Annotated in this window: 21 protein-coding genes and 1 pseudogene; all 22 read right to left on the reverse strand. The window is 51.2% G+C overall.

Annotation, left to right across the window (positions count from 1 at the left end; genetic code table 11):
• Positions 1-14 precede the first annotated feature (14 nt).
• Positions 15-1499 (reverse strand): glycoside hydrolase family 32 protein, encoded by a 1485-nt coding sequence (locus GCWU000341_RS06420; RefSeq protein ID WP_009215031.1) that lies wholly within the window; start codon positions 1497-1499, stop codon positions 15-17.
• Between the two features lie 2 nt (positions 1500-1501).
• Positions 1502-2560, reverse strand: coding sequence for a LacI family DNA-binding transcriptional regulator (locus tag GCWU000341_RS06425; RefSeq protein WP_155812675.1), 1059 nt, complete (start codon positions 2558-2560; stop codon positions 1502-1504).
• Between the two features lie 154 nt (positions 2561-2714).
• Positions 2715-3560 (reverse strand): carbohydrate ABC transporter permease, encoded by an 846-nt coding sequence (locus tag GCWU000341_RS06430; protein WP_009215033.1) that lies wholly within the window; start codon positions 3558-3560, stop codon positions 2715-2717.
• Between the two features lie 9 nt (positions 3561-3569).
• Positions 3570-4460: a carbohydrate ABC transporter permease gene (locus GCWU000341_RS06435; protein WP_009215034.1), complete on the reverse strand. Its 891-nt coding sequence runs from the start codon at positions 4458-4460 to the stop codon at positions 3570-3572.
• Between the two features lie 128 nt (positions 4461-4588).
• Positions 4589-5936, reverse strand: a pseudogene (locus GCWU000341_RS14330) (ABC transporter substrate-binding protein).
• A gap of 336 nt (positions 5937-6272) precedes the next feature.
• Positions 6273-7436, reverse strand: coding sequence for an SseB family protein (locus tag GCWU000341_RS06445; protein WP_009215038.1), 1164 nt, complete (start codon positions 7434-7436; stop codon positions 6273-6275).
• Positions 7437-7470: 34 nt separating this feature from the next.
• Entirely contained in the window at positions 7471-7704 is a 234-nt protein-coding gene (locus GCWU000341_RS06450; protein WP_009215039.1) for a hypothetical protein, read from the reverse strand.
• 197 nt (positions 7705-7901) lie between these two features.
• Positions 7902-8723, reverse strand: a complete 822-nt coding sequence (locus tag GCWU000341_RS14205; protein WP_009215040.1) for a DUF1294 domain-containing protein — start codon at positions 8721-8723, stop codon at positions 7902-7904.
• A gap of 254 nt (positions 8724-8977) precedes the next feature.
• Positions 8978-9499 carry a helix-turn-helix domain-containing protein gene (locus tag GCWU000341_RS06460; RefSeq protein ID WP_009215041.1) on the reverse strand — a complete coding sequence of 174 codons (522 nt, stop codon included), beginning with the start codon at positions 9497-9499 and terminating at the stop codon, positions 8978-8980.
• Positions 9500-9688: 189 nt separating this feature from the next.
• On the reverse strand, positions 9689-11005 hold the full coding sequence (locus GCWU000341_RS06465; RefSeq protein WP_009215042.1) for a DUF6688 domain-containing protein: 1317 nt from the start codon (positions 11003-11005) through the stop codon (positions 9689-9691).
• A gap of 271 nt (positions 11006-11276) precedes the next feature.
• Complete coding sequence (locus tag GCWU000341_RS06470) at positions 11277-12254, reverse strand: type I phosphomannose isomerase catalytic subunit (RefSeq protein WP_040653797.1); 978 nt, start codon at positions 12252-12254, stop codon at positions 11277-11279.
• Between the two features lie 87 nt (positions 12255-12341).
• On the reverse strand, positions 12342-14066 hold the full coding sequence (locus GCWU000341_RS06475; RefSeq protein WP_009215045.1) for a phospho-sugar mutase: 1725 nt from the start codon (positions 14064-14066) through the stop codon (positions 12342-12344).
• A 52-nt stretch (positions 14067-14118) separates the two neighbouring features.
• A complete protein-coding gene (locus tag GCWU000341_RS06480) occupies positions 14119-15276 on the reverse strand; it encodes an SGNH/GDSL hydrolase family protein (RefSeq protein ID WP_009215046.1) in 1158 nt (385 codons plus the stop codon).
• 75 nt (positions 15277-15351) lie between these two features.
• Entirely contained in the window at positions 15352-16407 is a 1056-nt protein-coding gene (locus GCWU000341_RS06485; RefSeq protein WP_009215047.1) for a GDSL-type esterase/lipase family protein, read from the reverse strand.
• Between the two features lie 25 nt (positions 16408-16432).
• The gene (locus tag GCWU000341_RS06490; protein WP_009215048.1) at positions 16433-17692 is read right to left on the reverse strand and encodes a glycoside hydrolase family 130 protein; all 1260 of its coding nucleotides are present in this window, start codon (positions 17690-17692) and stop codon (positions 16433-16435) included.
• Between the two features lie 50 nt (positions 17693-17742).
• Entirely contained in the window at positions 17743-18915 is a 1173-nt protein-coding gene (locus GCWU000341_RS06495; RefSeq protein ID WP_009215049.1) for an AGE family epimerase/isomerase, read from the reverse strand.
• Between the two features lie 15 nt (positions 18916-18930).
• Positions 18931-19959, reverse strand: a complete 1029-nt coding sequence (locus tag GCWU000341_RS06500) for a glycoside hydrolase family 130 protein (RefSeq protein WP_155812705.1) — start codon at positions 19957-19959, stop codon at positions 18931-18933.
• A gap of 99 nt (positions 19960-20058) precedes the next feature.
• The gene (locus GCWU000341_RS06505; protein ID WP_009215051.1) at positions 20059-20913 is read right to left on the reverse strand and encodes a carbohydrate ABC transporter permease; all 855 of its coding nucleotides are present in this window, start codon (positions 20911-20913) and stop codon (positions 20059-20061) included.
• A gap of 1 nt (position 20914) precedes the next feature.
• Positions 20915-21922, reverse strand: coding sequence for a carbohydrate ABC transporter permease (locus tag GCWU000341_RS06510; protein WP_009215052.1), 1008 nt, complete (start codon positions 21920-21922; stop codon positions 20915-20917).
• 72 nt (positions 21923-21994) lie between these two features.
• Positions 21995-23440 carry an ABC transporter substrate-binding protein gene (locus GCWU000341_RS06515; protein WP_050761933.1) on the reverse strand — a complete coding sequence of 482 codons (1446 nt, stop codon included), beginning with the start codon at positions 23438-23440 and terminating at the stop codon, positions 21995-21997.
• A 500-nt stretch (positions 23441-23940) separates the two neighbouring features.
• Positions 23941-24966, reverse strand: coding sequence for a substrate-binding domain-containing protein (locus GCWU000341_RS06520; protein WP_009215055.1), 1026 nt, complete (start codon positions 24964-24966; stop codon positions 23941-23943).
• Positions 24953-25987, reverse strand: a complete 1035-nt coding sequence (locus GCWU000341_RS06525) for a LacI family DNA-binding transcriptional regulator (protein WP_040653537.1) — start codon at positions 25985-25987, stop codon at positions 24953-24955. Before GCWU000341_RS06525 ends, GCWU000341_RS06520 begins: the two co-directional genes overlap by 14 nt.
• Positions 25988-26007 lie beyond the last annotated feature (20 nt).

Genomic DNA, 26007 nt, shown 5'->3' on the forward strand with positions numbered 1-26007 from the left:
TCCCGGCTCTCCCTTCAGCAGTTCCCCCGGAGGATCCCGCTCTCGATCTCATGCTTTACGGCCCGGATCCTCGCTCCCTTCGCAAAAATCGTGAGCTCCCCTGCCTCCGCCGGACAGTCATAGAGGGTCCCGCTCAGAACGGATTCTCCCCCATTCAGAAAAATCTCAAAGGAGAAGCGATCGAGAAGGAGGCGGAGACTCGCCTCCTTCTCCCGCTTCGGAAGGAGAACCTCCCGGTACTCACAGATCGAGGCCGCGCGGCCTGCGGCCCTTCGGTCCAGGATCAGCCGACCCTCGGCCGGTCGATAGGAAAGAGTCGTGAAAATATTCCCCCTTTTCGCAAAGCAAAGCCGCAGCTCGCAAAAATCCTCCCTCTCTGCCTTAAGCTCCAAGGAAAGATCCATCGTCCGTCCATGGAGCTCCGGAATGGACCTCTCTGAGTCGGCGCAGAGGTCGAGCTCCGTGCTCTCTCCGTAGAGCGACGAGATCTCCCGGATCGGGCTTTGAAAAAGTCTTCCTCCCCGGATGGAAAGCTCCCTCGGAAAGCACATCTGTCCGTACCATCCCGCCCCCTCCGGCGCGAGATTTCCGCTCTCCGGGGCCTGCATCCATGCGATCAGTATCCTTCTCCCGTCCGGACTTAACATCGTCTGCGGAGCGTAAAAATCAAAGCCGAGGTCCAGAGCCTGTACCCTTTTCTCCCGAAGATCCGGCTCTCCGCCGAGATCCTTCCCGAGAAAGGCGAGACTGCAAAAGCCATTTCTGAACTCCGGCGAAAGGGCCTTCATCGCTATGGCGGAGACAAAGAGGACGGAATGATCGTCCAGGCGGAAGAAATCCGGACACTCCCACATCCTCCCGAATCTCCCGTCATTTTTCTTAAGGAGCTTCACGAAATCCCAATGAAGGAGATCCGAAGAACGGTAGAGAAGGACCGCCCCCAGACCATCCTCAAAGCGGGAGGAGAGCACGGAATAGAAATACTCCCCCTCCCTCCAGATCTTGGGATCCCGGAAATCGGAGAGGGAAAAGCCCTCCGGAAGCCCTTCCTCGGAGATCACCGGATTTCCCTCCTCCTTCACAAGCTCCCTCTCTATGAGGCGTGCGATGCACTGCGTCTCCCGGACGATCTCCTCTCGTCCGTCCGGAATGATTCTGTGGGCCGTATACATGAACACAGGATTTCCCTCCCGGTCCAGGGCGGCGCTCCCGGAAAAGCAGCCGCTCTCATAGGCTTCATCCGGCGCCATAGCCGCTCTCTCAAAGCTCCAGTGAATGAGATCCGGAGAGCTCCACTCCCCCCAGTGCATTCTGTCCCAGTGTGTGCTGTAGGGATTGTATTGATAGAACAGGTGGTACCTTCCCCCATAGAAGGAAAAGCCATTCGGATCATTCAGCCAGCCCGTCCGCGCCGTGAGATGATAGAGAGGCCGCTCCTCCGCCGCGATCTTCCGCTCCATCCTCTCCTCATATTCTCTTGCCTCCTCTAAATATGACATTCTCAGCCGCTCCTCCTCCCGCTGTGTCCCGTCGTCATCCCTCTCCGAAGCCTGAGCCCCAGCACAATCTTATCCCTTCGGAGTTTTTTCCCCTCGATTCTTCTCAGAAGAAGCTTTACGCCGGCTTCCGCGAGCTTCTCAATCGGCTGCACGAGAGCCGTGACCGAGGGATAGGCGGTGTTCAGCGCCTTTGTCCCATCATAGGCCACCAGTCTGAGCTCCTCCGGGATCCTCCTCCTCCGCATAAGCGCCGCTCTCATACAGTGCAAAACGATTCCATCCGTCCCGAAGATCCCATCGACATCCGGATGCTCCGAAAGTGCCTTCTCCGCGATCCCGGCGTAATAATCCTCCCGGAACTCGTTCCACTCGAGATAGACATTGCGGCATTCTGCCCCGGCTGAGCGAACGCTCTCCTCAAAAGCACGGTGCCTCTCCATAAAGGAGAAGCGCCCCGCCTCCTCGGCATCCCGAAACTGAAGAAGCCTGCGGCAGCCGGCCTGAAGCAGCTCCTCCGCCGCAAGCCTCCCTCCCCTCTCATGATCCACCGTGACTATCGGAATCTCTCCCTCGTGGTAGAACATATCGAAGGAGACGATCGGCTTATGGGAGCGGAAATACTGCTCATGCTTTAAGGAATGCGTGGCCGTCAGGACGCCGTCCACGATATTTCGATCCAGCATGGAGAGATACTCCTCCTCATTCGTGCTCTGGCGGACCGCATTGCAGATCATCGTCTTATAGCCCTGCACCATAAGCCTTTGCTCCACCGCGCAGGCAAGCTCCGCGAAGAAGGGGTAGGAGAGATCCGGTACGATCAGGGCAATGATCCTCGATCGGTTCTGAAGGAGATTTCTCGCGAGTTCATTCGGCGTATAGGAAAGCTCCGCCACCGCCCTCTCCACCCTGTCCCTCGTCTTAGAGGAGACGTAGCCGCTCCCATTGATCACCCGGGACACCGTTCCGGTCCCCACTCCCGCAAGCCTCGCAACATCCTGTATCCCTGCCATCTCTTCTCCCGCCTGAAAATAAGCGCTGAGCCGGGCTCTGTCTGCCTTCACAGCGCCTGCTCCTTCTCCCTTCTGCACCCTCGCAGAATTCCGTCACGCTTTCTCGCGAAGATAAAGCACGGAGAATGAGTTTTTCATGCCGAAAATCACAATACGGTTCTGCTGAAATCATAGCACAGTATTCGGAAAATGACAGCATCTATCTCTAGCCCTTGATCCCGGTGGAGGCGATGCCCTCCACATAGTATTTCTGCATGAAAATGTAGATGAGAAGCATGGGAACAGAGGCGAGCGTCAGGGCGGCCATGATGGAACCATAGTGGATCGGCTGTGTGCCGAAGAAGGTCTGAATCGCAAGCTGCACCGTCCTTTTATCCTCTCCGGTCGTGATCAGGAAGGGCCACATGAAATCGTTCCAGCGCGCCACGAAATCCAGGATAAATACCGTGGCGAGGACCGTCTTTGCCAGCGGAAGAACAATCCGGAAATAGCAGCGGATCTCCCCGCAGCCGTCGATCCTCGCGGCCTCGATCAGCTCATCCGGAATATCCAGAAAGTAGGAATAGAACATGTAGATCGAAAAGCAGTTCATCATAAAGGGGAGAGCCAGTCCCGGAAGCGTATTCCCGAGACCAAAGCGGGAAACCTCGATGTAAAGCGGAAGAAGTATGGCCTCCACCGGCATGGACATCAGCGCGATGACCAGGGTGAGGATCGGCCCCCTGCCCCGGAAATCAAGCTTCGCAAGGGCATAACCGCACATAGAGCCGAAAAGGAGATCTCCGAGAAGGACGATCGCGATATACGAAAAGGTATTTCCTAGAATCTGCGGGATATTCAGACGGCGGAAAACCTCGATATAATTTGCCAGACTGAAATGCTCCGGGATAAAGGTCCGGATGGAGTTGATATTGGAAAAGATAGCGAGCTCCGGCTTGAAGGATGCCGCGACCATCCATAGAAGCGGCGAGACGAAGACCAGTCCGATCAGCGAATTTCCGAGATAAAAGCCGAGGTCCCTCAGTCTCTTATGATTCTTTTTGCTTTTCATAGCGCCACCTCAGTTAGTGCGGGTCAGCTTCTTCACAAGAAGAGACATCGTGACCACAATCAGGAAAAAGATTGCCGCGACAGAGCAGGCATAGCCGAAATTCCCCTTCTGAAAGCCCTGCTCATAGATAAAATAGACCAGCGTCTTCGTCCGGTTCTGCGGCCCTCCCTTTGTCATGATATAGGGCTGCGTAAAGAGCTTCATGGCCTGAATCAGCGTAATCATGAAGACATATTTTATCGTATTTTTAAGTCCCGGGAGCGTGATATACCAAAACTGCTCCAGCCTGTTCGCTCCGTCCGCAGAGGCCGCCTCATACTGCTCCGCCGGGATCCCGTTCAGCCCCGCGAGAAAGATCATCATCTGATATCCCGCGCCCTGCCAGGCGGACATGAAAATGATGGAATTCATCGCCGTCTTCGGATCATTCAGGAAGTCGATCGGTCCGATGTGAAAGTGCTGCAAAAGCGCATTGATCAGCCCGGTGCTCGCATTGGAATTATAGAGGATGACCCAGAGTATCGCGATGACGACCATGGAGGTCAGCTGAGGGCTGAAATACATGGTCCGGAAGATCGAGACACCGCGCCTCCTCGAATGGACGAGGAGGGCGAGTCCCAGCGCGAGCGCACACTGAAAGGGCACGACAAGCAGCGTGAAATAAACCGAGTTCCTAAGTGCCGCCCAGAAATTCCGGTCCCTGAACAGCTTCTGATAGTTCCGAAAGCCGTTGAAGAGAATGTTGTCGGGCCTCATGACCTGATAGGTGAAGAAGGAAAAATAGATCGTTCCGAGAATCGGCACAATCAGGAAAAGAAACAACAGGAAAACAGCGGGGGCGGACAGGATCACACCGCTCAGAGAATTTCCGCCTCTTCCGCAGTTCGCAGCAGCTCTCATACTCTACCTCTCATTTCTGTCTTCGGAAGCGCTGCACCTCTCTCCGCTTCCCGCAGTCCCAGTCCATTTCTATCCATCATTTCTAAATTTCTCATCGGGCATCATTTCTTCAGACATCATTTCGGACATCATTTCTTATAGTAGGTATCGTAGTCTTCCTTGAAATCTGCCGCCACAGTGTCCAGCTCCTTCTTCGGATCCGTGCCGGAAAAGACATTCAGGATCGCCGTCGAGAAGCCCTGAGACAGTACGGAATAGGACGGCGTTCTGGGCCGGGCTACACCGGTATTCTGAAGCTGCCAGAGGAAGAGTGCTCTCGCTCCCTCCTTCCAGCCCTCCATATGCTCATAGGCAGAAGTTCTGGAGGTCGGCTTGGAGATCGTATCGGCGTAGGACGCGATGTTCTCCGTGTTCATGAACCACTTCAGGACCTCCTTTGCCGCCTCCGGATTTTTGCTGTCCTTTGTGATGGCGGCGGACCAGTCCCCGGTGGGGGATACCGCTTTCCCGTCATTGGAGACCGGGTAATAGCTGACACCCCAGTTCAGATTCGATTTCTCAAGATCCTGAACATTCCAGGAGCCTCCGAGCAGTGTCGCCGCCTTGCCGTTTAAGAATTCATCCTTCACCGGATCGATATTGGCATAGCCGTTCTTGATGAAGCGGTTCAGATATTCCATGGTCTTTACGGAGGCCTCACTGTTCACATAGCCGTCCGCAGAGCTTCCGTCTTTATTCACAAATTCCGCTCCGGCCTCCAGGAAGAAGGGCTCAAGAGCGTAGATCAGCCCCTCCCCCTTATCCATGATGATATTCGTTCCGACATGATCCTTCGTCGTGAGCTTCTCCGCATTCTCATAGAACTGATCCCAGGTCCAGGCCTGATGGATATCCGTGTCCGAGGGATAGGGGATCCCGGCCTCATCGAGATAGTCCTTAATTGTAATAGAGAGCGACCGAGGACTCCGTCGGTCCCATCGCATACATATGCCCGTTGTAGCTGTCCTGCTGCACGGTGCTGGCGACAAAATCCTTCTTGTCCTCCTCCGTCCAGACGTCATCGATCGGGATGATGGTCTGATTCTCCGCGTAATAGGAGATCGTGGGGCCATCGACAAAGAGAATGTCCGGAAGATCCCCGGAGGTCATCGCCGTGGTGATCTTATTCTCATAAGCATAGGAATCGGAGCGGTCAATCGCCTCCCTCTTCACCTGGATGTCCGGATGCTCCTTATTCCACTGGTCGATATGCTCCGTCCACCACTGCTCGATCACCGCAAGATCCGTGGGGCTCCAGATCGTCACTGTGGCCGCGGCGCCGTTCTTTGCGTTCTCTTCCTTCGCAGCAGTGCTCTCCCCGCTCTTCTCTCCTCCCGATGCGGAGCTTCCCTCTCCCGTCTTCGCTCCGCCGCCGCAGGCGCTCAGAGACAAAAGAAGAGCAGCGCTGAGAAGCAGTGAAATCGCTCTTTTTTTCATAAATTCCTCCTTTAAAACCCAAATACTCCTTCTCTGCATCTGTGGAACCCGTTCCATGTGGAAAGGTTTCCACTTTTTCACAAAAAAACCACCGCTCCCGCGCCCCGTCAATAGCCGGCATATATTTTCGTTATTTCCATGAATCCGGCGGGACTTTCTTGTGCAATTTTCCAAAAAATCCCGCCGGATTCCGCCCCTGTCCGATTCTGATCCCAGCCTCAGAAAAGCTCATCTCCGATCGCGGGATAAAGTCCTCCCCCCCCCCTCGCAGAAGCACATCTCCCGACCGCACAGGCGGCACTCTCCTCCTTCTTCCTTCCCCCGCCGCGACTGCTGCTATTTCCTCTGAAAGACAGGTCCTCCGCTCTTCATGATCCCCTCTGCAAAATCTGCCTTCTCGTAAGTGATGAAATCCATCAGGAAGGTCGTTCGCATCACATCGCGGCAGCAACGATAAATCTGCGGAAACACCTTTTCCCGCGCCTCTTCCGGAATATCGGCGATCACAAGATAGGATCTCGCCTCTCCGTCATCCTTCAGCAGGAGGTAGATGGCCCCCACCTCCGCATGGCTTTCTCCGTACCGGATAAGTCTCTCTCTCAGTGCCTCCGTCTCCTCATTGATCGCCGGATAGCTCAGAAGGATTTTATTCTCCGAAGCAGAATTTACCCTTCTCAGCACTGCCTCTCCGAAGTCTCTTTGATAGGCGCTGCTGCTTTCGACCGATCGGATGAGCTTCGGATCCATAAAGAACGGCACCGGGCCGAAGGGATTGACCACAACTGCATCCTCTTTCCTCATGCTCAGTGCGTCCGGAAAGCTGAATATCATGGTCTGCCTCTTATGTTTCGAAAAGGCGGCCTTCCACAGGTCGAGTGCGGGCCAGTCCGTAAAGACGGGAAGCGCCCTGCATCCCCCTTCATAGCCCAGTGACGGCAGGGAAAAAACCGTTCCCTTATCCAGGGTGACGCTCCCCGCGGCAGAGGACGGGAGCTCCCCATAGACCGGAATGATATAATGGGCGTGACAGACCTCCCTGAGAAGAATATTCCTGTATTCCTGCTCCTGCGAGCAGCTCTTAAGCTCATACAAAAGTCCGAGAAGATAGGGATTTTCCACCGCCTCTCTCACCTTTGCCTCGATCTGAAAGGGTATATCGCTGACGATGCTGTACTTCCAATCCGAAACGGTTCCCTCCGGAACGGAGACAGCAAGATAAGCCTTCTGATCTCTGACAAAGGAACGCTCCCTCTTCTTTTTATCATAAACATGCGTAAGATCTGCGTGTACAACTCTTCCATCCGGACAGAGCCAGGAGACCTTTTCCCCTGCCCGCGCCGTCCCATGCACATTTCCAAAGAAGAGCAGGGTCTCCTGCTCGCCTCTCTCCATCCCCTCCGGCATCATGGTGAAACGCCCCGACGAACTGCCGGTATCCCCCGGCGGATGATTCTCCGTATCCTCAGGCTTTTTCCGAAATTTTTCAAAGATCTTGAACATATTCCCTCCAAATGCTGTCCTGCTGCACTATAAACTATCTCGCCCACTGTGAGCCGGAGCTCTTCACAGCGACTTCTATCTGTCCCACAGGACTTCTCACAGTACTTTCTTCTCTAAAATCCCCGTTCCTCCGCGATGACGGCTTTTTCGTCATCACGGCCACGGCGCAGGGGATCCTGCCATCTGCCATTATGATCTTCGCATCCTCATATCCCGCATCCAGGACTGTCCAAAAATCCCTCCGCTGTCCGCTTTGCCCCTCTTCCATAAGATCCTCCCCGCTTAGATGCACTGAACATCATAGCACAGCCCGCCCATGAAGGGAAAGAAACAGGCTGTCCCGCGCTCAGACGGGACAGCCTGCGAATGCGTCTTTATTCACGAAATCTTCTTTTCGAAGCTGTAAGTATATCTGAATTGGTCCGGGACATAGTTGTCAATCTTTTTCCCGTCGGCTTCCCCTCCTCATTGATTCTCGTCTCCATGCCCGTACTTTCCCGTAATGCTGCCTCTCGCAAGAACTCCGCAGCGGTCAAGCTCTGCCTCAAGACGGCGAAAATTACATGGAGCATCCATGCCGACTTTTATGCCGGACGGGTCCCTCTCCAGCGCATAGACATAAATCTTATACTCATGCTCTCCCGTTCCCGGTGGCGGATATGGTCCCACATAAGCATCCTCCCCGAGAGAAGCCTCCGAAAGCTCTGTAGTCCACGCGCCGCTCGTAAACATGTGGAGCCAGTTTCGGGCAGATCGATCCACCATAATCACAGCATAATACTCCGCACCCGGGACCTCCTCCCACATCAGCTCGGGGTTCTTATTCTCTCCCTCGGGACGGTTCGGGCTGTGTGCCGCCGCACAGACCGTCTTCAGCCTTCCGTCGACGATGGATTCCGAGCGCAGATCCATCTTTGGAAATTTATCTTCTTCCACCTCGCTTCCCTGTCCTCCCAAAAATACGATCAGCAGAGCCCATAGAAGACACGCTGCCGGCACCAGAATCCGGAATTTCCATTTCCGGGTTTTATGGCGGAACAGAAGCATCCCAATGAGAGCTCCTGCCGCCCCGCCCAGGAAAGCCGAAAGGAGGAGAATCTGCTCCGGAATCCTCCATCTCTTATGGACTGCCTTATACTTGTCAATTCCATAGAGAAAAAAGCTGATTAAGTTCATAAGGAAAGCCAGAGGCAAAAGTGCCTGCGCTGAGCCGCCATATTGTACGGATCGGACTGTGATAAAGGCAAATGCAGGAAAAAGATTTGCCCCGCTGAATAATACCGACATCAGTTCTTCCCTCCCTCTTCCCTATGGATCCGGACGATCCTTCTCTTAGATTCGGCTTCGCACTTACGTGACTTATCGGCGATCCTCTTTGCCTGATTATTATAATCGATCAGCCGCGCCCGTTACGACTATAGTATCACAAGCTCCTTCAGCATTTCAAGGAAATTTGCCTCCGATCTTATGCACAGAGGTGCACAGAAGTCTGCTGTCAGGCGGACTCAGAGCGTGCACGAGCTACACTTCCGGCATGAAGCTCACTGCATCAGTCCCTGCTTTTTCAGTAAACGCATTTTCAGCGCACGGAGCTTCTGCCCATGCTTCCCTGTCATCAAGACACCAACGACAATCATCCCGAAGGAAATCCCCAGCGTAAGTCCCTGCACAAAGTCAAAGAACCCATTTGGCGTTCCCGGCTTCAGAAACAGCGTCACAAGATAGATAAGAAAAGAGATCAGCGCCGCAATATAGCATCCGTGCAGACGCCTCATATACTTCAGCTTCTTCTCATTGCTGTAATCCAGCATCTTCCATACGGTTTCCTTCATTTCTTCTTCCATTTGCCCGCTTCTCCTTTCACCATCCAATAATTCCCGGATATCGATCTCATAGTAATCCGCTATTTCGATAAGGATATCCAAGTCCGGCATATTGCTGCCGGTTTCCCAGCGAGAAACTGTGCGGCGTGATACATTCAGCATCTCCGCAAGCTGCTCCTGGGTCACGGCCCTCTGCCTCCGAAGCTCTTTCAGAAGAGCCCCGATTTTTTGTTGATCCATCTAAGATCCTCCTGCAAGTTCATGCCTTCCCAGACAGCTGAGACATCATCAGAGGCAGGTACCTCTTTGCCTCCGGATGCAAAATAGCATAGACGGGCAGAGGAAAACAGGACACAAAGCGAGCAAATCCCCCGTTTCCCCGAATGAGACAGAACCTGTCCCCTTTTATCTTCCTATTCCTTCGCTCTTTTACAGAGGCTCCCTGATTTTGATCCCGATCTCCCTTGTACCGTGGAGTGCAGGCAGCTGCTTTTTGTATTCCGGGAGCTTCCCCATATACTGCACCGCGATTCGGTTCTCCGGATGAACCTCCACAAGATACAAAAAAGCGACAAAGAGCCACTCGAGCGGCTTCATGAGAAAATAGACGAAGTCGGCTGCCCATTTGCTGCGGATCAGCCTGGCGATTGGGAAGCCGTATCGGTCATAAAAGGCCCTGAGCGCTCTGTGGAGGCGTGGCGTTCTCTCCTCCAGAAGCTGCTCAAAGGCATTCGCCACACAAAGCTGCCGGTTTACGATGACCACATGTCCGTGCCGGACGCCCTTTCGGATCGGTTTTACCACATTCCGGTGTCCGCCTGCCGCCACCGTACAAAGATAATGTTCATCGTAATAGATATTCTGCGGTGCCTCTTTCGCTGACAATGCCCAGTCACTGGTCTCGGTCCATGCCTTTACAATAGAATCCGGCGCCTGTCCGAACAGCACAAGGACCGCAATTAAAATTCCAAGAAGCGGCAGCATAAGGAGCAAAGCATAGATCGGCCAGAATCCGGAGTCAGACAAAAGATGGTCGATCCTTTGAAGAAACGCATTTTCCCGGATTCTTCGCTTCTCCATCGGCAGCTCCGGCCACGCATGGACCTTGCGGAGGATCGTCCTTGCAATGACGAGGGCGATACAGATCGGATAAATCAGGAGAATCAGATCCTCCCTCTCCCTCCCCATGATCTGTACGGTAAACACAATCAGTCCCGTCATCCCAAGATACATGGCAGACATGGAAAGAACGATGAGAAGAGGCGGCATCTTCTCCATCGGCTGGAAGCTAAGATAATAATACCCCGCCAAGGCAAGCAGGAAGATCACGATAATGGTGGGAGCCGCAGCGGAATAGATCGGAGTATGCGTTTCTCCATTCGAGAGCTGTACCTGCCAGTCTGCCCCCGTGATCTCTTTCATCAGTGCGGCATAGAGAACTTCCAGAAAAAGTCCGTACCAGATCGCCGCCTGATCAAAATGCCACGCGGCTTCCACATGGCGCTTCCTTGCCTCCAAAAACAAAAATACCGCCTCACATATTGTCAGAACCAGCGGATAAAAAAGGAGAGCGCTGATGAGAGCAGCCGCCGGAATCGCTGCCATTACCGGCTCCGCGGATAAGTCCGATACGGATCCCCGGACAAAATCTCTGATCAGTGTGTAAAAAAATATCCCCAGCGTCCCCGCCGCTTCCGTCAAAACGATACTGGCCGCAAGAGGATATTGAAACAGGAATTTTTTCATGGCAAATCCATTTCCCTGCTTTTGCAAAGCAACTTGCTTTTTATGGAACTATATCAGCGGCATCGGATGATTTCTGTGATTTTCCGCCTGCATCCCCGGGAAACCTTGCCTCCCCAGGAAAATTTATATCGGGACTATAGCAAAGATCGAAAAGGATTGCAACAGTATTGCCCGGCGGGGGCAAAGAGTCTCTTCTTATTCCATCCTTTTATCATTTTCCATCCTTTTATCTTTCCATCAATGCAGCCCTACCGACACGAAGCGGAGCTATTTAATTTCGGATCGTTGTCAGCAGCACATGACAGGTGCCGGAAATTTCATATCTGCCTGTACCTGCCGGAAGAAACAGACTGTCCCCCTTTCGGAATGCAGTATGCCTATCCTCCTCAGCTCCACAGCCTTCTTTCTCATCAAGACAAGAAACCATTCCGCTTCCTTCCAAAAACAATAGGCTGAGAAAGGAATCCCCGGACACGACTCCGGTCATGCTTCTCATGAATTTACCGTCGAGGAATAACTGATCCACAGTGAAATAATCGCAGTCTGCCACATGGGGATATCCATGATCCCGATTCTGAATCGGAAGCCTTCCGGCAACGGCAAGTGCCTTCTCAATATGAAGCTCTCGCTTTTTTCCGTCATTTCCGACTCTTCCGTAATCATAAACACGGTAGGTCACATTGGAATTCTGCTGGATCTCCGCAAGCAGGATGCCCTTGCCAATCGCATGAATAGTTCCGGCTTCTATAAAGAAGGTATCTCCCTTTTTAACCGAAACGCTGTTCAAAACCTCTGTCAAGGTATTGTCATTGATTCTCCTCCGGAACTCTTCTCTGCTGATCTCCTTCTTGAATCCATAGTAGAGAAAAGCTCCGGGCTCCGTATCCATGACATACCACATTTCTGTCTTCCCGTACTGTCCCTCATTTTTCAGGGCAAAGCGATTATCCGGATGGACCTGGATGGAGAGATCCTTATTCGCATCGATAAATTTGATGAGAACCGGAAACTCCCGGAAGCGGCGGCAGTGGGTTCCCAAAATCCCTCTACCTTCTTTTTCGATATATTCCTCCAGTGTCTTCCCGGCATATTTCCCATTGAAGATGACGGATGGGCCATCCGGATGACAGGAAAGCTCCCATGTCTCTGCCAGCGTTTCTCCGACATATTCCTTTCCATATTCTTCCACCAGCCTGCGGCCGCCCCACAGATAATCCTTGCAGGCCGGTTTTAATTTCAGAATGCTCATATTCCCACCCATCCTCGCTCTTTATTTCTTCTCTGCTTTTCTTATTATTCCTATTATTCCTGCTTTTGTCATTCTTTTCGCATTTTTTCACTCTGCCAACTGCTCTATCGCGGCAGTCAGACTGCCCAGCTGCGCAGCTGCATCTTCCTGACTCTCTCCACACACGCCGATATAGAATTTGATCTTTGGTTCTGTGCCGGAGGGTCTGATACAGCACCAGGAATCGCCCTCCATGCGAAAATACAGGACATTGGATTGGGGAAGATCAATCTCATTCTCTTCTCCCGTCTCCATATTTTGAATGCGTCCCTCTTTGTAATCCCGAAACTCCAGTACACGTCGTCCTCCAAGCATTTCCGGCACAGAGGAACGAACGGCATCCATCATGGATCGGATCTTCTCTGCCCCCTCCGCCCCCTTCAGGGTCACCGGAACAAGCTTCTCACGGTACCAGCCATATCGATTAAAAAGCTCCCGCATATGATCCAGAAGCGTTCTGCCGCAATGCATATCCCAGGCAGCCGCGTCACAAAGCGCCATTACGGCCATTACGGCATCCTTGTCCCTTACGCAGGTGCCAAGCAGACAGCCATAGCTTTCCTCATAGCCAAACACAAAGTGATGCTGATGAGTTTGCTCAAAGAATTTGATCTGTTCTCCGATATATTTGAATCCGGTCAGCGTCTCAATCCGGCTCATCCCATAATCCGCGGACAGCGGTGCGCTCATTTTTCCGGAAACAATGGTTGTCACGACAGCTCCGTCTAAGGGAAGTGTTCCGGCCGACTTTCTCTGAGAGAGAATGTAGTCCAGCAAAAGGATACCGGTCATGTTTCCGGTGAAGCTTTTATACTTGCCGTCTGTTCTGTCCTTCACATAAATTCCAAGTCTGTCTGCGTCCGGATCTGTGGCAAGGACGAGATCCGCATCTTTTTCCTCAGACAGCTTCAGTGCAAGCTCAAATGCCTTGGGATCCTCGGGATTGGGATAGGACAGCGTCGGGAAGCTTCCGTCGGGAAGCTCCTGCTCCTCTACCACATATACATGATGAAAGCCAAGTTCTTTTAAGATGCGCCTGACCCAGAGATTCCCGCTTCCATGCAGCGGAGTGTAGACAATCCTGAGCCGGTCTGCCTGCTCACGGATTGTCTCCGGATGGATCACCAATGATTTTACCGCTTCCATGTACTGATCATCGACTTCCGATCCGATTACATGATAGAGATCCTCCGCCAGCGCAGCTTCCTTTGTCATGCTAAGCGCCTCGGCAAAATCCGTGACCGCATTGACCTCTGCAATGATTTCCGCATCACGGGGCGGTGTGATCTGCGCGCCATCCTCCCAGTAAACTTTATACCCATTGTACTCTCTCGGATTGTGGCTGGCCGTTATGACAATCCCTGCCGTACATCCCAGCTTTCTGACGGCAAAGGAAAGCATCGGTGTAGGGCGAAGAGAGGGAAAGACATACGCCGGTATCTGATTGGCCGCAAGGCAGAGCGCCGCATCTTCCGCAAATTCCTGTGAATGTAAACGCGAATCATAAGCAATGGCCACACCCTTCCCGGATGTATTCTGCTTCTTAATATAATTCGCCAGTCCCTGCGCAGCTTTCCGAACCGTATATCGGTTCATGCGATTGCTGCCGGCTCCCATCACTCCCCGCAGTCCCCCGGTTCCGAATTCCAGCTCCCGGTAAAAGCGGTCCTCGATCTCCTTATCATTCCCTTCGATCGAACGTAATTCCGCCTTTGTATCCTCATCTATATCAGGACTATTCAACCAATATCTGTATTTTTCCTTTGCGTTCATCGTGCAGGCTCCTCCCTTCTTTGCCTCTGATATAAGGCGATCCGCAGTGACATCAGGCGCTTATCAACGACAGCAGATAAAAGGGCACATAGCTGATGCTTTCTTCGCCGTATTCCGGCAGCACTCGTATCTGCACAGTATGCGTTCCCCTCTTTCCATGATGCAGGATACTCTCAAGATAGAGACAGTCCCCCCATTCCTCATCGAAATTTCCGTCCAGCAGAATCGGATGCGCCGTATCCTGATCCAGCACAAGCTCCGCTCTTCTGGCAGGATGGCAGACCGATTTTCGATACTGTACAGCAATGCAGGATGCCTCCACAGAGAAGCTTATCGTATCTCCGCCCCTCCTTCCGATCCAGCCGTTTTTGAAATGATCCAGATGGCCCAGCTTCTCATGGGGATCCGCAAGAAATCCGTCCAGCTTTGGCAGCGCATTGGCAATCGTAAGACGTTTTGCCCCCTGATAAGCATTTTCGGTAATCGGATGGGGCAGAGCATCCACCTTAACCGTATCCATCAGACGATTTTCTTCCCCTGCCGCTTCGACATTTTTCCCCTCACAGAGAGGTTGTGACGCAGACTTTTGATTCTTCCAGCTGTCAAAAACAGATTCCAGCAGGCGAATGATTTCCTTCGCAATCAGGCCATGCCCCCGGTCATTCGGATGAAGACCGTCCGGTGAAATATCCTCCATCCGGAGCTCCTGATTTTGCACTCTTTGATAAACCGTATCGCGGATACTCACACGGGGAAGCCGATAATAATCACCGATTTCTCCATGCTGCGGTTCCGCGGTCAGTCCATTGTCATAGCGGACATTATGAAGCAATACCACAGCGGGAAAGGACGGGAAATTCAGCACTCTCCTGATCAATCCCTCATAGCTTTCACGAAAAAAATTCGTCGGCTTATCATTGACACTGAAATCTATGAACACAAGATTCGGCTGATAGATCAGCATATCGCCCGTCACCCTGGATACCCCATACAGAGAGTCTGTGCCCCCGATTCCGGCATTTACATAATGAATATCCGCTTTAGGGAAGTTTTCCTTCCACCAAAGATAAGTACGATACGCATAGCATTTTTCGTGTACAGAGGCCAGACTGTCCTGCGTGATGGATCCGCCAAAAAAACCAATCGTCAGGGACTTTCCTTGGGACGCTCTTTCCATACATCTGATCAGCCTTGTATCATCTGCCTGCATTTTTTCTCCCTCTTCAGCTGTTTTTCATTTACTGCATTTTTTCTGAATATGCTGCGCTTTTCTCTGTTTTGTGTACTACCATCCCCGAATGGAAAGCTTCTCCAGGTACCGGGCCAGCTCCTCCGCCATCTCGCGTCCCTCTGTAATCCGCAGATGTCCCGGCGTACCGCATCCGTTCCTGCGGAAAAGATACTGCGTCAGCTTCTCATCCTTATTGTCGGACCGGAATCGATCCACTGCCTCTGTGATCGCGCGATCCCAGGCAGGATCATGCATCAGAAGTGTCGTGATGCAGACGATCTGCGCCTTTGGATAAACCTTCCGGAGCTTTTCCAAAAAATGATAATAACCGTCTTTCCATGCCTGCGCCTTCGGCCCGTCCGGATGCTCCGCCATATAATCAATCGGATGACTGTCATTCTGCCCCAGTGCCACGATCACCACATCCGGAATCCATTTGGAAAAATCCCAGGGAACAATTTCACCAAGAACAGGATTGTATTCGATCTTATCCCACACGGAGACCATACCCTCCGCATCCGGTTCATGATACCAGCCGCTTCCATCCAGCAAGGCCATGCCGCCCTGTGCGATATCATGAAGCTCTGCGCCAAGCAGCCGTGCCGTCGTCCAGGAATATGAATACCAGCTGTTCGAGTATTCTCCCTCGTGCTGCGGATCTTCCTTTCCTGTATAATCCACCGCCTCCGACAGCTCTCCGGCCGAAACAGAATCTCCAAATACCTCGATTCTCCGCCCCGGAAGCTCCGGCGCTGCCAGAAGCTCTGCATTCTCATCGAGCCAGATGCCCTGAAAAGCAAAATAATGGCACCCGTCCTGCCGTTTGAACAGCATAACCTCATGTTCCTCTCTCTGCTCGTCCAGAGGAATCTCAAGAACCGTTTCGCCGGTTTCATTCAGGGAGAATTTCATCTGTTTTCCGTCTGCCAGTATCCCGGCAAAATTTTTCCAGTATTCATGCCTGTTTCTTAGCAGGATCTTCAGCCTGTCTCCGCGAAACCGCATCCGCACATTGGTACACGGATACACAAAAACAGGAGACTTCGGATCTCTGAAGTCAATTCGTCCGCTGTAGACCAGATGATTATTGTCTGCATCTATTCTTTTCATAAGAAGCTGATCCCTTTTCCCTGAACTAAATCCGATGCTCCCAAGCCGCGAAGGAAGGCGCGTCCGTCTCTGATGCAATGCCTGTATTCCCCTGCTTCAGCTGCGAATCCATGCTTTTCTGAGCCTTGAGGATCTCCCGGTTATGTCGAATCAGCTCGCATCGCTGACGCACACAATCCGCTGAACGAAGCGGATCCTCCGGTGTCCGAAACAGATAATCCTCCAGCCGGTCTATTGTCGTTAAGGCGACATGCATACGTGTGTCCGACGATGCATAGTAAAGATAGACGTCACCATTCTCTCTGGCGATGGCTCCGTTCGTAAACACGACATTGGAGACATCTCCAACTCGCTCTCCTCCCAGAGGTACCAGAAAGACGCCGGAGGGTTTCGCAATGACCCTCGACGGATCCTTAAGATCCGTGCCAAAGGCATACAGGACGTAGCGAAGACCCGCCGCCGTGTTCCGCACGCCGTGGGCAATATGAATCCAGCACTTTCTGCCGCGGATCGGGACCGCTCCGCATCCGTTTTTGGATTCTGTCAGCGTATGATAAATTCTCCTGCTGATGATCTTTTCCTCCTTGACAACCGCATGACAGATATCATCGCACAGGCCAAAGCCGATCCCGCCGCCGCTTCCGGTTTCGATGAAGTTGTCCATCGGGCGGGTGTAGAAGGCATATTTTTTATCCACAAACTCCGGGTGCAGAACGACATTTCGCTGCTGCGGAGACTGAAGAGTCTTCAGATTGTCCAGGCGCTCCCACTTCTCCATGTCCTTGGTACGTACGATCCCGGCCTCTGCAACCGCGGCAGACAAGTCCTCATTCCCCTTATCCTTACTTTCAGAACAGAATACTCCGTAAATCCATCCATCCTCATGCCTGGTCAGACGCATATCATACACATTGCTTTCATCCGGGCAGGTGTCCGGAAGGATTAGCGGTTCATCCCGAAAACGAAACCCATCCACAGGACTCTCACTTTCTGCCACAGCAAAAAAGGACTTCCGATCATTTCCTTCCACACGGCAGACCAGACAATACTTTCCATTCAGGTAAATTGCGCCGCTGTTCATAACAGCATTGACGCCGAGCCTCTCCATGAAATACGGATTCGTTCTTTCGTCCAGATCGTATCTCCACTCAACCGGAATAGACTCTCTGGTCAGGATCGGATACTGGTAACGGCTGTAGATGCCGTTGTAAAAATCCGTTTTCTGATTTTTCCGGAATATCAGCCGGTCTGTTTTTTCTTTTTCCACATAATATCTGGGATGCATCCTGTTTCCCCTCTTTCCGTATCATGCAATCGCTTTCTGAAAGCCAGCTGCTACTGCTCATTCTCCAGGCGAGTGAGAACCTCCAGACACATGCGTCCGTTATGATACGGACATTTCCACGGCTCTACAATCGGCTGCTCTGTCGGCGTATGGTCTGCATGAACTGCCCAGAACCATTCCCCTCCCTTTCTATGATCTACCAGATAGGTCTGAATATAGGACCATATCTCCTCCGCTGCCCTTCGATACTCAAAGCACTCCGCTTTCTTCTGCCAGAGATTTAAAAATCCCACAATGCTTTCTGCCTGAACCCACCAGACACGTGTTGCATCAATCCTTCCCCGTTCGCATTCATTGAATACCGAATGATCGCTATAGGCCCGTTTGTAGATATTTTCCGCAAGGATCACTGTGATGGGCGCAATTTTGGAGCGATAGATCGGATCCTTCAGAATGTCCAGGCTGCGGTCCAGAAGCCAAGAGGATTCAATATCATGTCCATAGGAGCAGAGATCTATCAGGGAATTCCACCCTCTGTCAAAGAAAACCTCCTGCCTGCCCTGATCCGGATTGTAGATATGAGCGGCAAAAATATCCAGGATCCACCGGATGCTGTTTTTCACTGCCTCATCCTCATTGGCCTCACACAGTCCGGAATATCCCTCCAGGACATGAAGAAGAGTATTCATGGTTTTCTCTGCCATAACTCCATTTTCGGAAAGCTTTTCATTCGATACCGGATGAAAAGTCCGATCAAACGCCTCCAGATATCCGAATTCATCCTTCATCCTGCTTTCCACCAGCTGATAGAGTTCCATAGCCATAGCCAGTGACTCCCGGTTTCCGCTGGCCCGATAATATGCAGACAGAGCATAAATGGCAAACGCCTGATTATATGTGTGTTTTGTCGTATCCAGCGGCCTTCCGTCGAAGCTCAGAAACCAGAATACACCGCCATTTACCCTGTCATAGCAGTGATCCCGCAGGAACTTCCAGGCATGATCTGCGTATGGCAGAATCGAAGGATCCTTCAGCCCAAGGCAGCAGCTGGAAAAAAACCAGAGAATCCTGCTGTTCAGGATACATCCCTTTTCCGCCTTCGGGTCCCGCACAAGATCTCGCCCGACAAAGCCGATATAGCCGCCATTCTCCCGGTCGATCAGTCCCTCCCAGAAGGGAAGTATTTTTGTCGCCAGATGCTTCTTTACTTCCTCCGCAAACATGATTTTCTCCTTTTGTCAGCGGACCCCTTCCTCTGCATCCATTTCCGATATCTGATTATTTGCCCTGATATAATCTACAAGCTCCTCCACTGTGGTGAACGCCGTTCCCACATAGGTGTCCGCGCAGCCATAATAAACAGCGATGCGCCCGCTCTGTGCATCATGAATCGTTGCACAGGGGAAGGTTACATTCGGAACAAATCCTCTCTCCTCGTACCACTCCTGCGGTGTAAGAAGGAATGTCCGACAGCGGTATTTCACACGGGATGGATGATCCCTGTCCAGAATGGCTGCACCGATGCTGTACACATAGCCATTGCAGGTATTGGTCACGCCATGATAGAACAAAAGCCATCCCTCGCTGGTTTCAATCGGCGCGGCGCCTCCTCCGATCTTGACGTTCTCCCACCAGTTGCCGCTTGCATTGCTCATCACATGACGATGATGTCCCCAATATTCCATGTCCGGACTTTCCGAAAGGAAAATATCTCCGAAGGGAGTATGTCCGGAATCACTCGGACGGGAAAGCATCATGAATTTTCCGTTTATTTTTCTGGGGAACAGCACAGCATTCCGGTTGAAGGGAATCAATGGATTTTCCAGTCGAGTAAATGTCCGGAAGTCCGCTGTCTTTGCCATTCCGATTGATGCTCCATAGAAATCCTGACACCAGATGATATAATAGACATCCTCAATCTTTACCAGGCGAGGGTCATACGCATAGTTCGGCATGAATGCCTCTCCGTCTTCCTTTACAAAGCGGATTTTGTCGGGCCTGAAGCTCCAGTGAATGGCATCCTTGCTTTCTCCCAGATAAATATAGGGGACGCCGTCCGTCTGCTCGCCGCGGAAAACTCCGATAAATGCATCCTTGTAGGGAATAACTGCGCTGTTGAAAATCCGCGCAACTCCCTTTGCCGGGCTGCGTCCGATGATTGGATTCTCACTATATCTCCAGAGCGGAAGTCCGCTCTCGTCTGAGGCAGGACGATCCTGCCAGGGCATATTGGGTACATTCGCTCCGATGATCTTTACGCTCATAATTGAAGTCCTCATTTTCTCATCTTTATGGACGGTGCTGCATACTTCAATATCCACTGCGGCAGCACGTCCGGCTTAAGCCTAATCCTTGAAAGCTTTTCCTTAACCCTTTACTGCTCCCTGTGCCAGTCCGCTGTATATCTGTTTCTGGCAGAGAATAAAGATAATCAGCGCCGGGAGCATTGTAATGATAACGCCCGCGCAGATGTAGTTGTACTGATTTCCCAGCGGCCCTGTGAATTTAAACAGCGAGGTAGCCACCGTGACATATTTGTTCTTGTCCTGCAGGTAAAGGTTTGCCATATAATATTCATTGTAGGTGCCCACACCCTTCAGAATCATTACGGTAATGATTGCCGGCTTCAGGAGCGGAAACAAAATGCGGAAGAATACGCCAAAGTAAGTGCAGCCATCCATGATGGCCGCCTCATCCAGCGCCGGCGACAGATTTTCAAAATACTGAATAAAGATATAGATAGAGATAACATCTGTCCCGCACATCAGGATGCTATATCCAGGAAGACTGTTGATCCACCCCAGGGTATACATAATCTGATAGACAGAAACCTGCATGGCGATGCCCGGAAGCAAGGAAGCAAAGAGGAACAGCGCCCGGATGATTCCATTTCCCTTGAACTTAAACCTGCTGAGCACATAGGCAAGCATGGATCCGCTCATGATCGATCCGAAAAGAACAAAAACCAGAATAAACAGAGAATTCCGGAAGGCCAGAGCCATATTTGCCTGCTTCCAGGCGTCAATAAAGTTCTGAAAATAAGCCCAGTGGGACGGGAGTGTCATGACGCTGGTGGATGCATACTCCTCCGGCGTCTTAAGCGCGGTAAAAATACAGCTGATCAGCGGGAGGACGGCACAGAATGATACAAATACAAGAAGGATGTACTTTACGATCGTCCAAACCGTTTTCTTGACAACAGCCGTTGTATTTTTGTTCATCTTATACCGCTCCTTTCCCGGATGACATTTCTTTTGCTGCGCGCTCTGCTTCCGCGCGTTTCTTTCTCCGCTTAATCTCAATCTGTGCATCACAACCGGATGTGCCGAGAAAATACCACTCCACCCATTTCTGAATCCCCGTGACAATGAGAATCAAGATCATCAGTACAACCGCCATAGCGGAGGCAAGACCCACCTTCTGGCTGGCATGTGCCAGTTTATCCATCACGACAAAATAGGTCGCTGTTCCGAATTCACCGCCGGTAGTTACATAAGGCGGTTCAAATACGCTCAGTGATCCCGAAATGGACAGGATCAGATTCAGAACAACTATGGTTTTGATGCCCGGAAAGGTAATATATCTGAATTTCTGCCATCCATTCGCGCCATCGATAGCCGCCGCTTCATACAGTTCGCTGTCCACAGAAGTGATTGCGCCGATGAACAGAACCATATTCTGACCCATGTACCGCCAGATAGAGCTTGCCGCCAGTGATATATTATTAATCTTCGTATCTCTCAGCCAGTACGGAAGCTTGTCCAGCTGCAAGCCACAGCACTGCAGAACCGTATCAAATACGAAGCCTCTCGTGTAAAAAAACTTGAAGATGAAGCCTACCGCAATTCCGCACACCAAAAACGGGAAAAACAGCAGTCCTTTAAACACACCGGAGCCCTTCATCTTCTGACTTAGAATTGAAGCAAAGAACAGAGCCAGTCCCAGCTGAACAAATGCACCAATCAGGTAATACAGACTCAGCTTCAATGCGCGAAAGCAGTCGCCCCTGGTAAATACGTCTCTGTAATTTCGAAGTCCGACGAACTCCCTTTTCCCGATATAGCCCATATCATAAAAGCTGAACTGAACCATCTTGAAAAAAGGAAAATAAGTAAATACCAAAAGAAGCAGAAGGGGGAAAGCCATAAAAGTGATCATTACGAGTCTCCGGCTTCCCCTGGTAGTCATAAACCAGCTTCTGCGCCGGACGGAATTCTTATTGTCCTCCATGGAAACAGCTCCTTTCCCTTGATATTTCTCTCAGCGTCAGCTTGCGAAGCTGACGCTGAGAACGGAAACGTCCTAATTACCGGCTATCGATGATGCTGCAGCGGGAACCGGCGTATAATCCGCAGGAGTAACTCCATTCGATTCCTGAGCCGATGCCCATGCCTTATTCCATTCATCCGCGAGATCCTTCATGGATTCTCCACCGCTGACTGCATTCTGAACAACCGCTTTTGCACATGCGCCGGAAACATTCAGCCCAAGCTCAGAATCGTTGTTGATATCATTGTGCAGAGTTTCTTTTCCTGCCGGAGCCGCTTCATTCACAATGATTCTGATCTTGTCCGATTCGAAATCCTTCAGGAAATCCGGCATCTCGGCGCCTGCAATACAATCCATCCCGCCTTGTGCCACTGCATACCCGGATTTCTCCATCAGATATTTCACGTAGCAGATAGCCGCGATCTGATTGTCCTTGGAGCTGTTCTTATTGATTCCGTAGCAATAATCCGGCGCTTCTACGGCATACTGAATACCGTTCACGCTGATCGGAAAAGGCATATATGCAATCTCATCCGCATTCTTTCCGGCAGACTTCATCTGCGGGATTGCCCAGGATCCAAGGAACATACATCCGATCTTCCCGCTGTTCAGCATCCCTTTGCTGCCTTCCCAGTCTGTTGTGGTCGGGTCATCCTCCGTAAGCTTCTTGGAGACCGCTTCATAAAGGGTGTTGTATACTGCGTACGGGCCGGTGCCGTCACCTCTATCACTGAACGGATTCTTTCCTTCATCCAGACCCGCATTGGTAAAGTTCGGATCTCCGGTTGCCGTACCGTCAATATAAGCATCCCATGCCGTCATCGTCCATCCTGCTGCAAAATTTGTATACAGAGGGACCGCATCTGTCTTGTCCTTGATCTTCTGAAGATCCTCCATAAATTCATCCGGTGTCACAGGAGCCGTCGTAATCCCTGCGTCGCTGAACACTTTCTTGTTATAGACCACACCGCTGAGGTTTGCCATGGACGGCATCCCATAGGACTGTCCATTATAGGTAAAGTTATCCAGCAGCGTGTACTTCTTTCGCAAGGTATCCTCAGTACCATACGAAATGAAGTATTCCCCCAGATCCGACTTGGAAATGGTTGTCGGAATCATGCAGATATCTCCCCAGTCTCCCGTGGAAAGGCGGGTAGTGAAGTCATCTACATAGTTCGTGATTCCTTCATATTCAATACTGACATTCGGGTACATCTTCTGGAAATCCTTGATGTACTCCGCAAAATCCGTGTCAAGCAGATCTGTTCTGTGTGTGATGAACTTCAGATTCGCCTTAATGTCCGTATAATCCGTTCCCAGATTGATCTGATCCATGGATACCGGCGCTGCCGTTCCCCCGGCACTTGAAGCTCCGGAAGCGGATGTCCCTGACGTGGCGGGTGAAGCAGATCCGCATGCCGCAAGAGAAGCTGCAATGAACGCCGTCAGAGCTGCTGCAATGAACTCTTGTTTTTTCATGTTCTTTCCTCCTTCTGAAAATGCCTTTTGCAATTGGCTTTCGCTTTATCTTGCCTCCTGTCTTGAGATACTGTTTTATGCTTAAATTCAATTCCAATTTTGTTATTAAATTAAGTTTATACTCGCCTAACTTAAATTTCAACTTAATTATAATTTAATCTGCCTTCCCGACTTGTCACACAAAAATTCTCTCTTGAAACCGCATATCCTCTCCTGTCTCCCTCTTAAAGCGCTCACAGTTCAAGCATATTTTCTCAAGTTAAAGAATCCTTGGCATTGCGTGTTTGACACCCGGCCAAAATTAAAACACAATGTATTATGTGTCTAATTTAAGTCTTCCCTATTGTTTTATCGGCGGCTTTTCACTGCACGCTGCTGTTTCAGTACGAGTGGTCCGCAGCTACGAAAAAACGCAATTTATGTCCTAAAAAAACTGCCGCGTCCACGGTGTATCCGATAAGCGAATACACCGTGGACGCGGCAGTTTTTCAGTATAGCTGTCATTTTCTTCCGTTTCCCGTTTTTATTCGAAGATCCCTTACACTGCTTCGTTCTATCACAGGTCCATCGATATAGTGGATTCCATATTGAGTTTCCTCCCCATGAATCTTTCCCAATAATCGTCCGACCGCCATCTCAGCCATTCTCCGGGTATCCACGTGATAAGTCGTCAGCAAATCCGCAACCGATGAATCCGGCAGATAATCATCGTATCCCACTATAGAAGCGTCGTCAGGAACTCTGAGCCCCCGCTCATCCAATGCTGCATACACATCTCGGGCAGCAAGGTCACAGTTACAGACAAACGCCGTGGGCAGCTCATCCGGAAGGGAAAACTGCATCTCTCCAGTCAGAAGATCTCTGTCTTCCAGAATCCAGTCTCTTCTCTCTTCAATACCTGCCTCAATCAACGCCTTTCTGTATCCATAATAACGATCCATAATATTCTCATTGGCCAAAACACTTCCCACAAATGCAAGTCTCCTGTGTCCGCGATCCGTCAGGTAGCGCGTCATTTTGTATATTCCGGTATAATTACAGCTTATAACCGTATCGCAGCTGCTCTCTCTCACACGAAAATCCAGCAGCACAACCGGTACACCGGCTTCCTTTACCAGATATTGGATATATGGAGCAAACATCCAGCCAATCACTATCAATCCATCCACTGCTTTTGCTTTCAGAATACGCGGCGGCTGCCCGCTCTCCTGTCTGCTTTCCTCGACCGGCTCAAGCATCGTGACACTCTGCCTTTCTGTTGCCGCATTTACTACCTGCTGGTACAGCGACCAGTAGAAGGAATTTCCGATTTCCATGTAGCGTTTTTCGGTAGAAATCACCCCGATCCTGGCCCCCTGCAAAGTCCTGTGATAACGGGAGATATCATATCCCAGCTCCTCAGCCACGTTCTCAATATTTTCCCGCAGCCCGGCGCTCACTCCCTTTTTCCCCGAGAGAGCATTGGATACCGTGACCGTACTGACTCCAATGCGGTCTGCAATATCCTTCAGCTTAACCTCCGCCATTTGTGCACTGCCTCCTGTACTTTACACTTTCCCCGCGCACAACAGTTCCTTCCACAACCCGCACTCCGCAGGATCTGTCTTTTTTCTCCAGCCTGTTTATCATGATATGAAGGCTCAGCTGCGCGATAAGCTTTGCGTCATTCCGATAGGTGGCGAGGCGAATATGCTCCGCTGTCTCCCTCGGGAAATCATCAAACCCGACGACCGAAACATCCTCCGGCACCCGGATGCCGCGTCCCCTCAGCATCCTGATCACCTCAAAGGCTGTCTTGTCACAATTACACACAAAGCCCTGAGGAAGGTGCTTCGGAAGCTTTGGGGGAAATAATCTCCCCCCCTCCCTGTCCGGAATTACTTCATGAAGATTGCTTGTGATCCCTCGTCTCTCCAGAGCCTTACAGAATCCAAGATAACGATCTGTAATACTGTCTGTGGCTCCGACCGTTCCGACAAAGACAAGATCCGTCAGCCCCTGCTGGAGCAAAAGATACGTCATTCTCTCCATGCCGCCGAAACTATCCGTCACAATATAATCGATGTCTTCCCGCACATCATAGTCATCCACGCAGACGACCGGAAGATACGGATACTGTTTTTTCACATGATCCACATATGTCCGCTTCATTTCTCCGATCAAAAGAATCCCGCCTATCCCTGTTTCCTGAAAGGCCGGAAAAGAGCGGGCATGATTCTCCATCTCAGAGGTCACAACCTCCAACACCGTCATACAGCCTCGCTTGCCGGCTTCTCTGGCTATATTCTTATAGATCTCCATATAAAACGAAGGAAATTCCTGTACAAAACGGCTTGCCACGATACAGCCGATCAGACAGTCCTTTTTTTTCATGACCGGCTCATGCTCCGAGGCACTGTATCCCAATTCCTGCGCCCTGGCAACGATTCTCCTGCGCTTCTCCTCACTGACACCCTTTCGCCCGTTCAACGCGTTGGAAACCGTCACTACACTGACTCCAAGCTCCTTCGCGATCGTTTCCATTCTGATGCTTTTTCTTCTCTCCAAACCTGACTGCCTCCATTTCT

This window comes from Oribacterium sp. oral taxon 078 str. F0262 (assembly GCF_000160135.1).
Classification (GTDB): Bacteria; Bacillota; Clostridia; order Lachnospirales; family Lachnospiraceae; genus Oribacterium.

Bases quoted from the DNA above. Each gene is read 5' to 3' on its own strand.
- GCWU000341_RS06495 (WP_009215049.1), bottom strand. From the start codon at position 18,915: ATGTTTGCGGAGGAAGTAAAGAAGCATCTGGCGACAAAAATACTTCCC.
- GCWU000341_RS06520 (WP_009215055.1), bottom strand. From the start codon at position 24,966: ATGGCGGAGGTTAAGCTGAAGGATATTGCAGACCGCATTGGAGTCAGT.
- GCWU000341_RS06490 (WP_009215048.1), bottom strand. From the start codon at position 17,692: ATGCATCCCAGATATTATGTGGAAAAAGAAAAAACAGACCGGCTGATA.
- GCWU000341_RS06480 (WP_009215046.1), bottom strand. From the start codon at position 15,276: ATGCAGGCAGATGATACAAGGCTGATCAGATGTATGGAAAGAGCGTCC.
- GCWU000341_RS06485 (WP_009215047.1), bottom strand. From the start codon at position 16,407: ATGAAAAGAATAGATGCAGACAATAATCATCTGGTCTACAGCGGACGA.
- GCWU000341_RS06435 (WP_009215034.1), bottom strand. From the start codon at position 4,460: ATGAGAGCTGCTGCGAACTGCGGAAGAGGCGGAAATTCTCTGAGCGGT.
- GCWU000341_RS06420 (WP_009215031.1), bottom strand. From the start codon at position 1,499: ATGTCATATTTAGAGGAGGCAAGAGAATATGAGGAGAGGATGGAGCGG.
- GCWU000341_RS06465 (WP_009215042.1), bottom strand. From the start codon at position 11,005: ATGAAAAAATTCCTGTTTCAATATCCTCTTGCGGCCAGTATCGTTTTG.
- GCWU000341_RS06430 (WP_009215033.1), bottom strand. From the start codon at position 3,560: ATGAAAAGCAAAAAGAATCATAAGAGACTGAGGGACCTCGGCTTTTAT.
- GCWU000341_RS06505 (WP_009215051.1), bottom strand. From the start codon at position 20,913: ATGAACAAAAATACAACGGCTGTTGTCAAGAAAACGGTTTGGACGATC.
- GCWU000341_RS06470 (WP_040653797.1), bottom strand. From the start codon at position 12,254: ATGAGCATTCTGAAATTAAAACCGGCCTGCAAGGATTATCTGTGGGGC.
- GCWU000341_RS06515 (WP_050761933.1), bottom strand. From the start codon at position 23,440: ATGAAAAAACAAGAGTTCATTGCAGCAGCTCTGACGGCGTTCATTGCA.
- GCWU000341_RS06450 (WP_009215039.1), bottom strand. From the start codon at position 7,704: ATGGAAGAGGGGCAAAGCGGACAGCGGAGGGATTTTTGGACAGTCCTG.
- GCWU000341_RS06460 (WP_009215041.1), bottom strand. From the start codon at position 9,499: ATGGATCAACAAAAAATCGGGGCTCTTCTGAAAGAGCTTCGGAGGCAG.
- GCWU000341_RS06510 (WP_009215052.1), bottom strand. From the start codon at position 21,922: ATGGAGGACAATAAGAATTCCGTCCGGCGCAGAAGCTGGTTTATGACT.
- GCWU000341_RS14205 (WP_009215040.1), bottom strand. From the start codon at position 8,723: ATGTCGGTATTATTCAGCGGGGCAAATCTTTTTCCTGCATTTGCCTTT.
- GCWU000341_RS06475 (WP_009215045.1), bottom strand. From the start codon at position 14,066: ATGAACGCAAAGGAAAAATACAGATATTGGTTGAATAGTCCTGATATA.
- GCWU000341_RS06445 (WP_009215038.1), bottom strand. From the start codon at position 7,436: ATGTTCAAGATCTTTGAAAAATTTCGGAAAAAGCCTGAGGATACGGAG.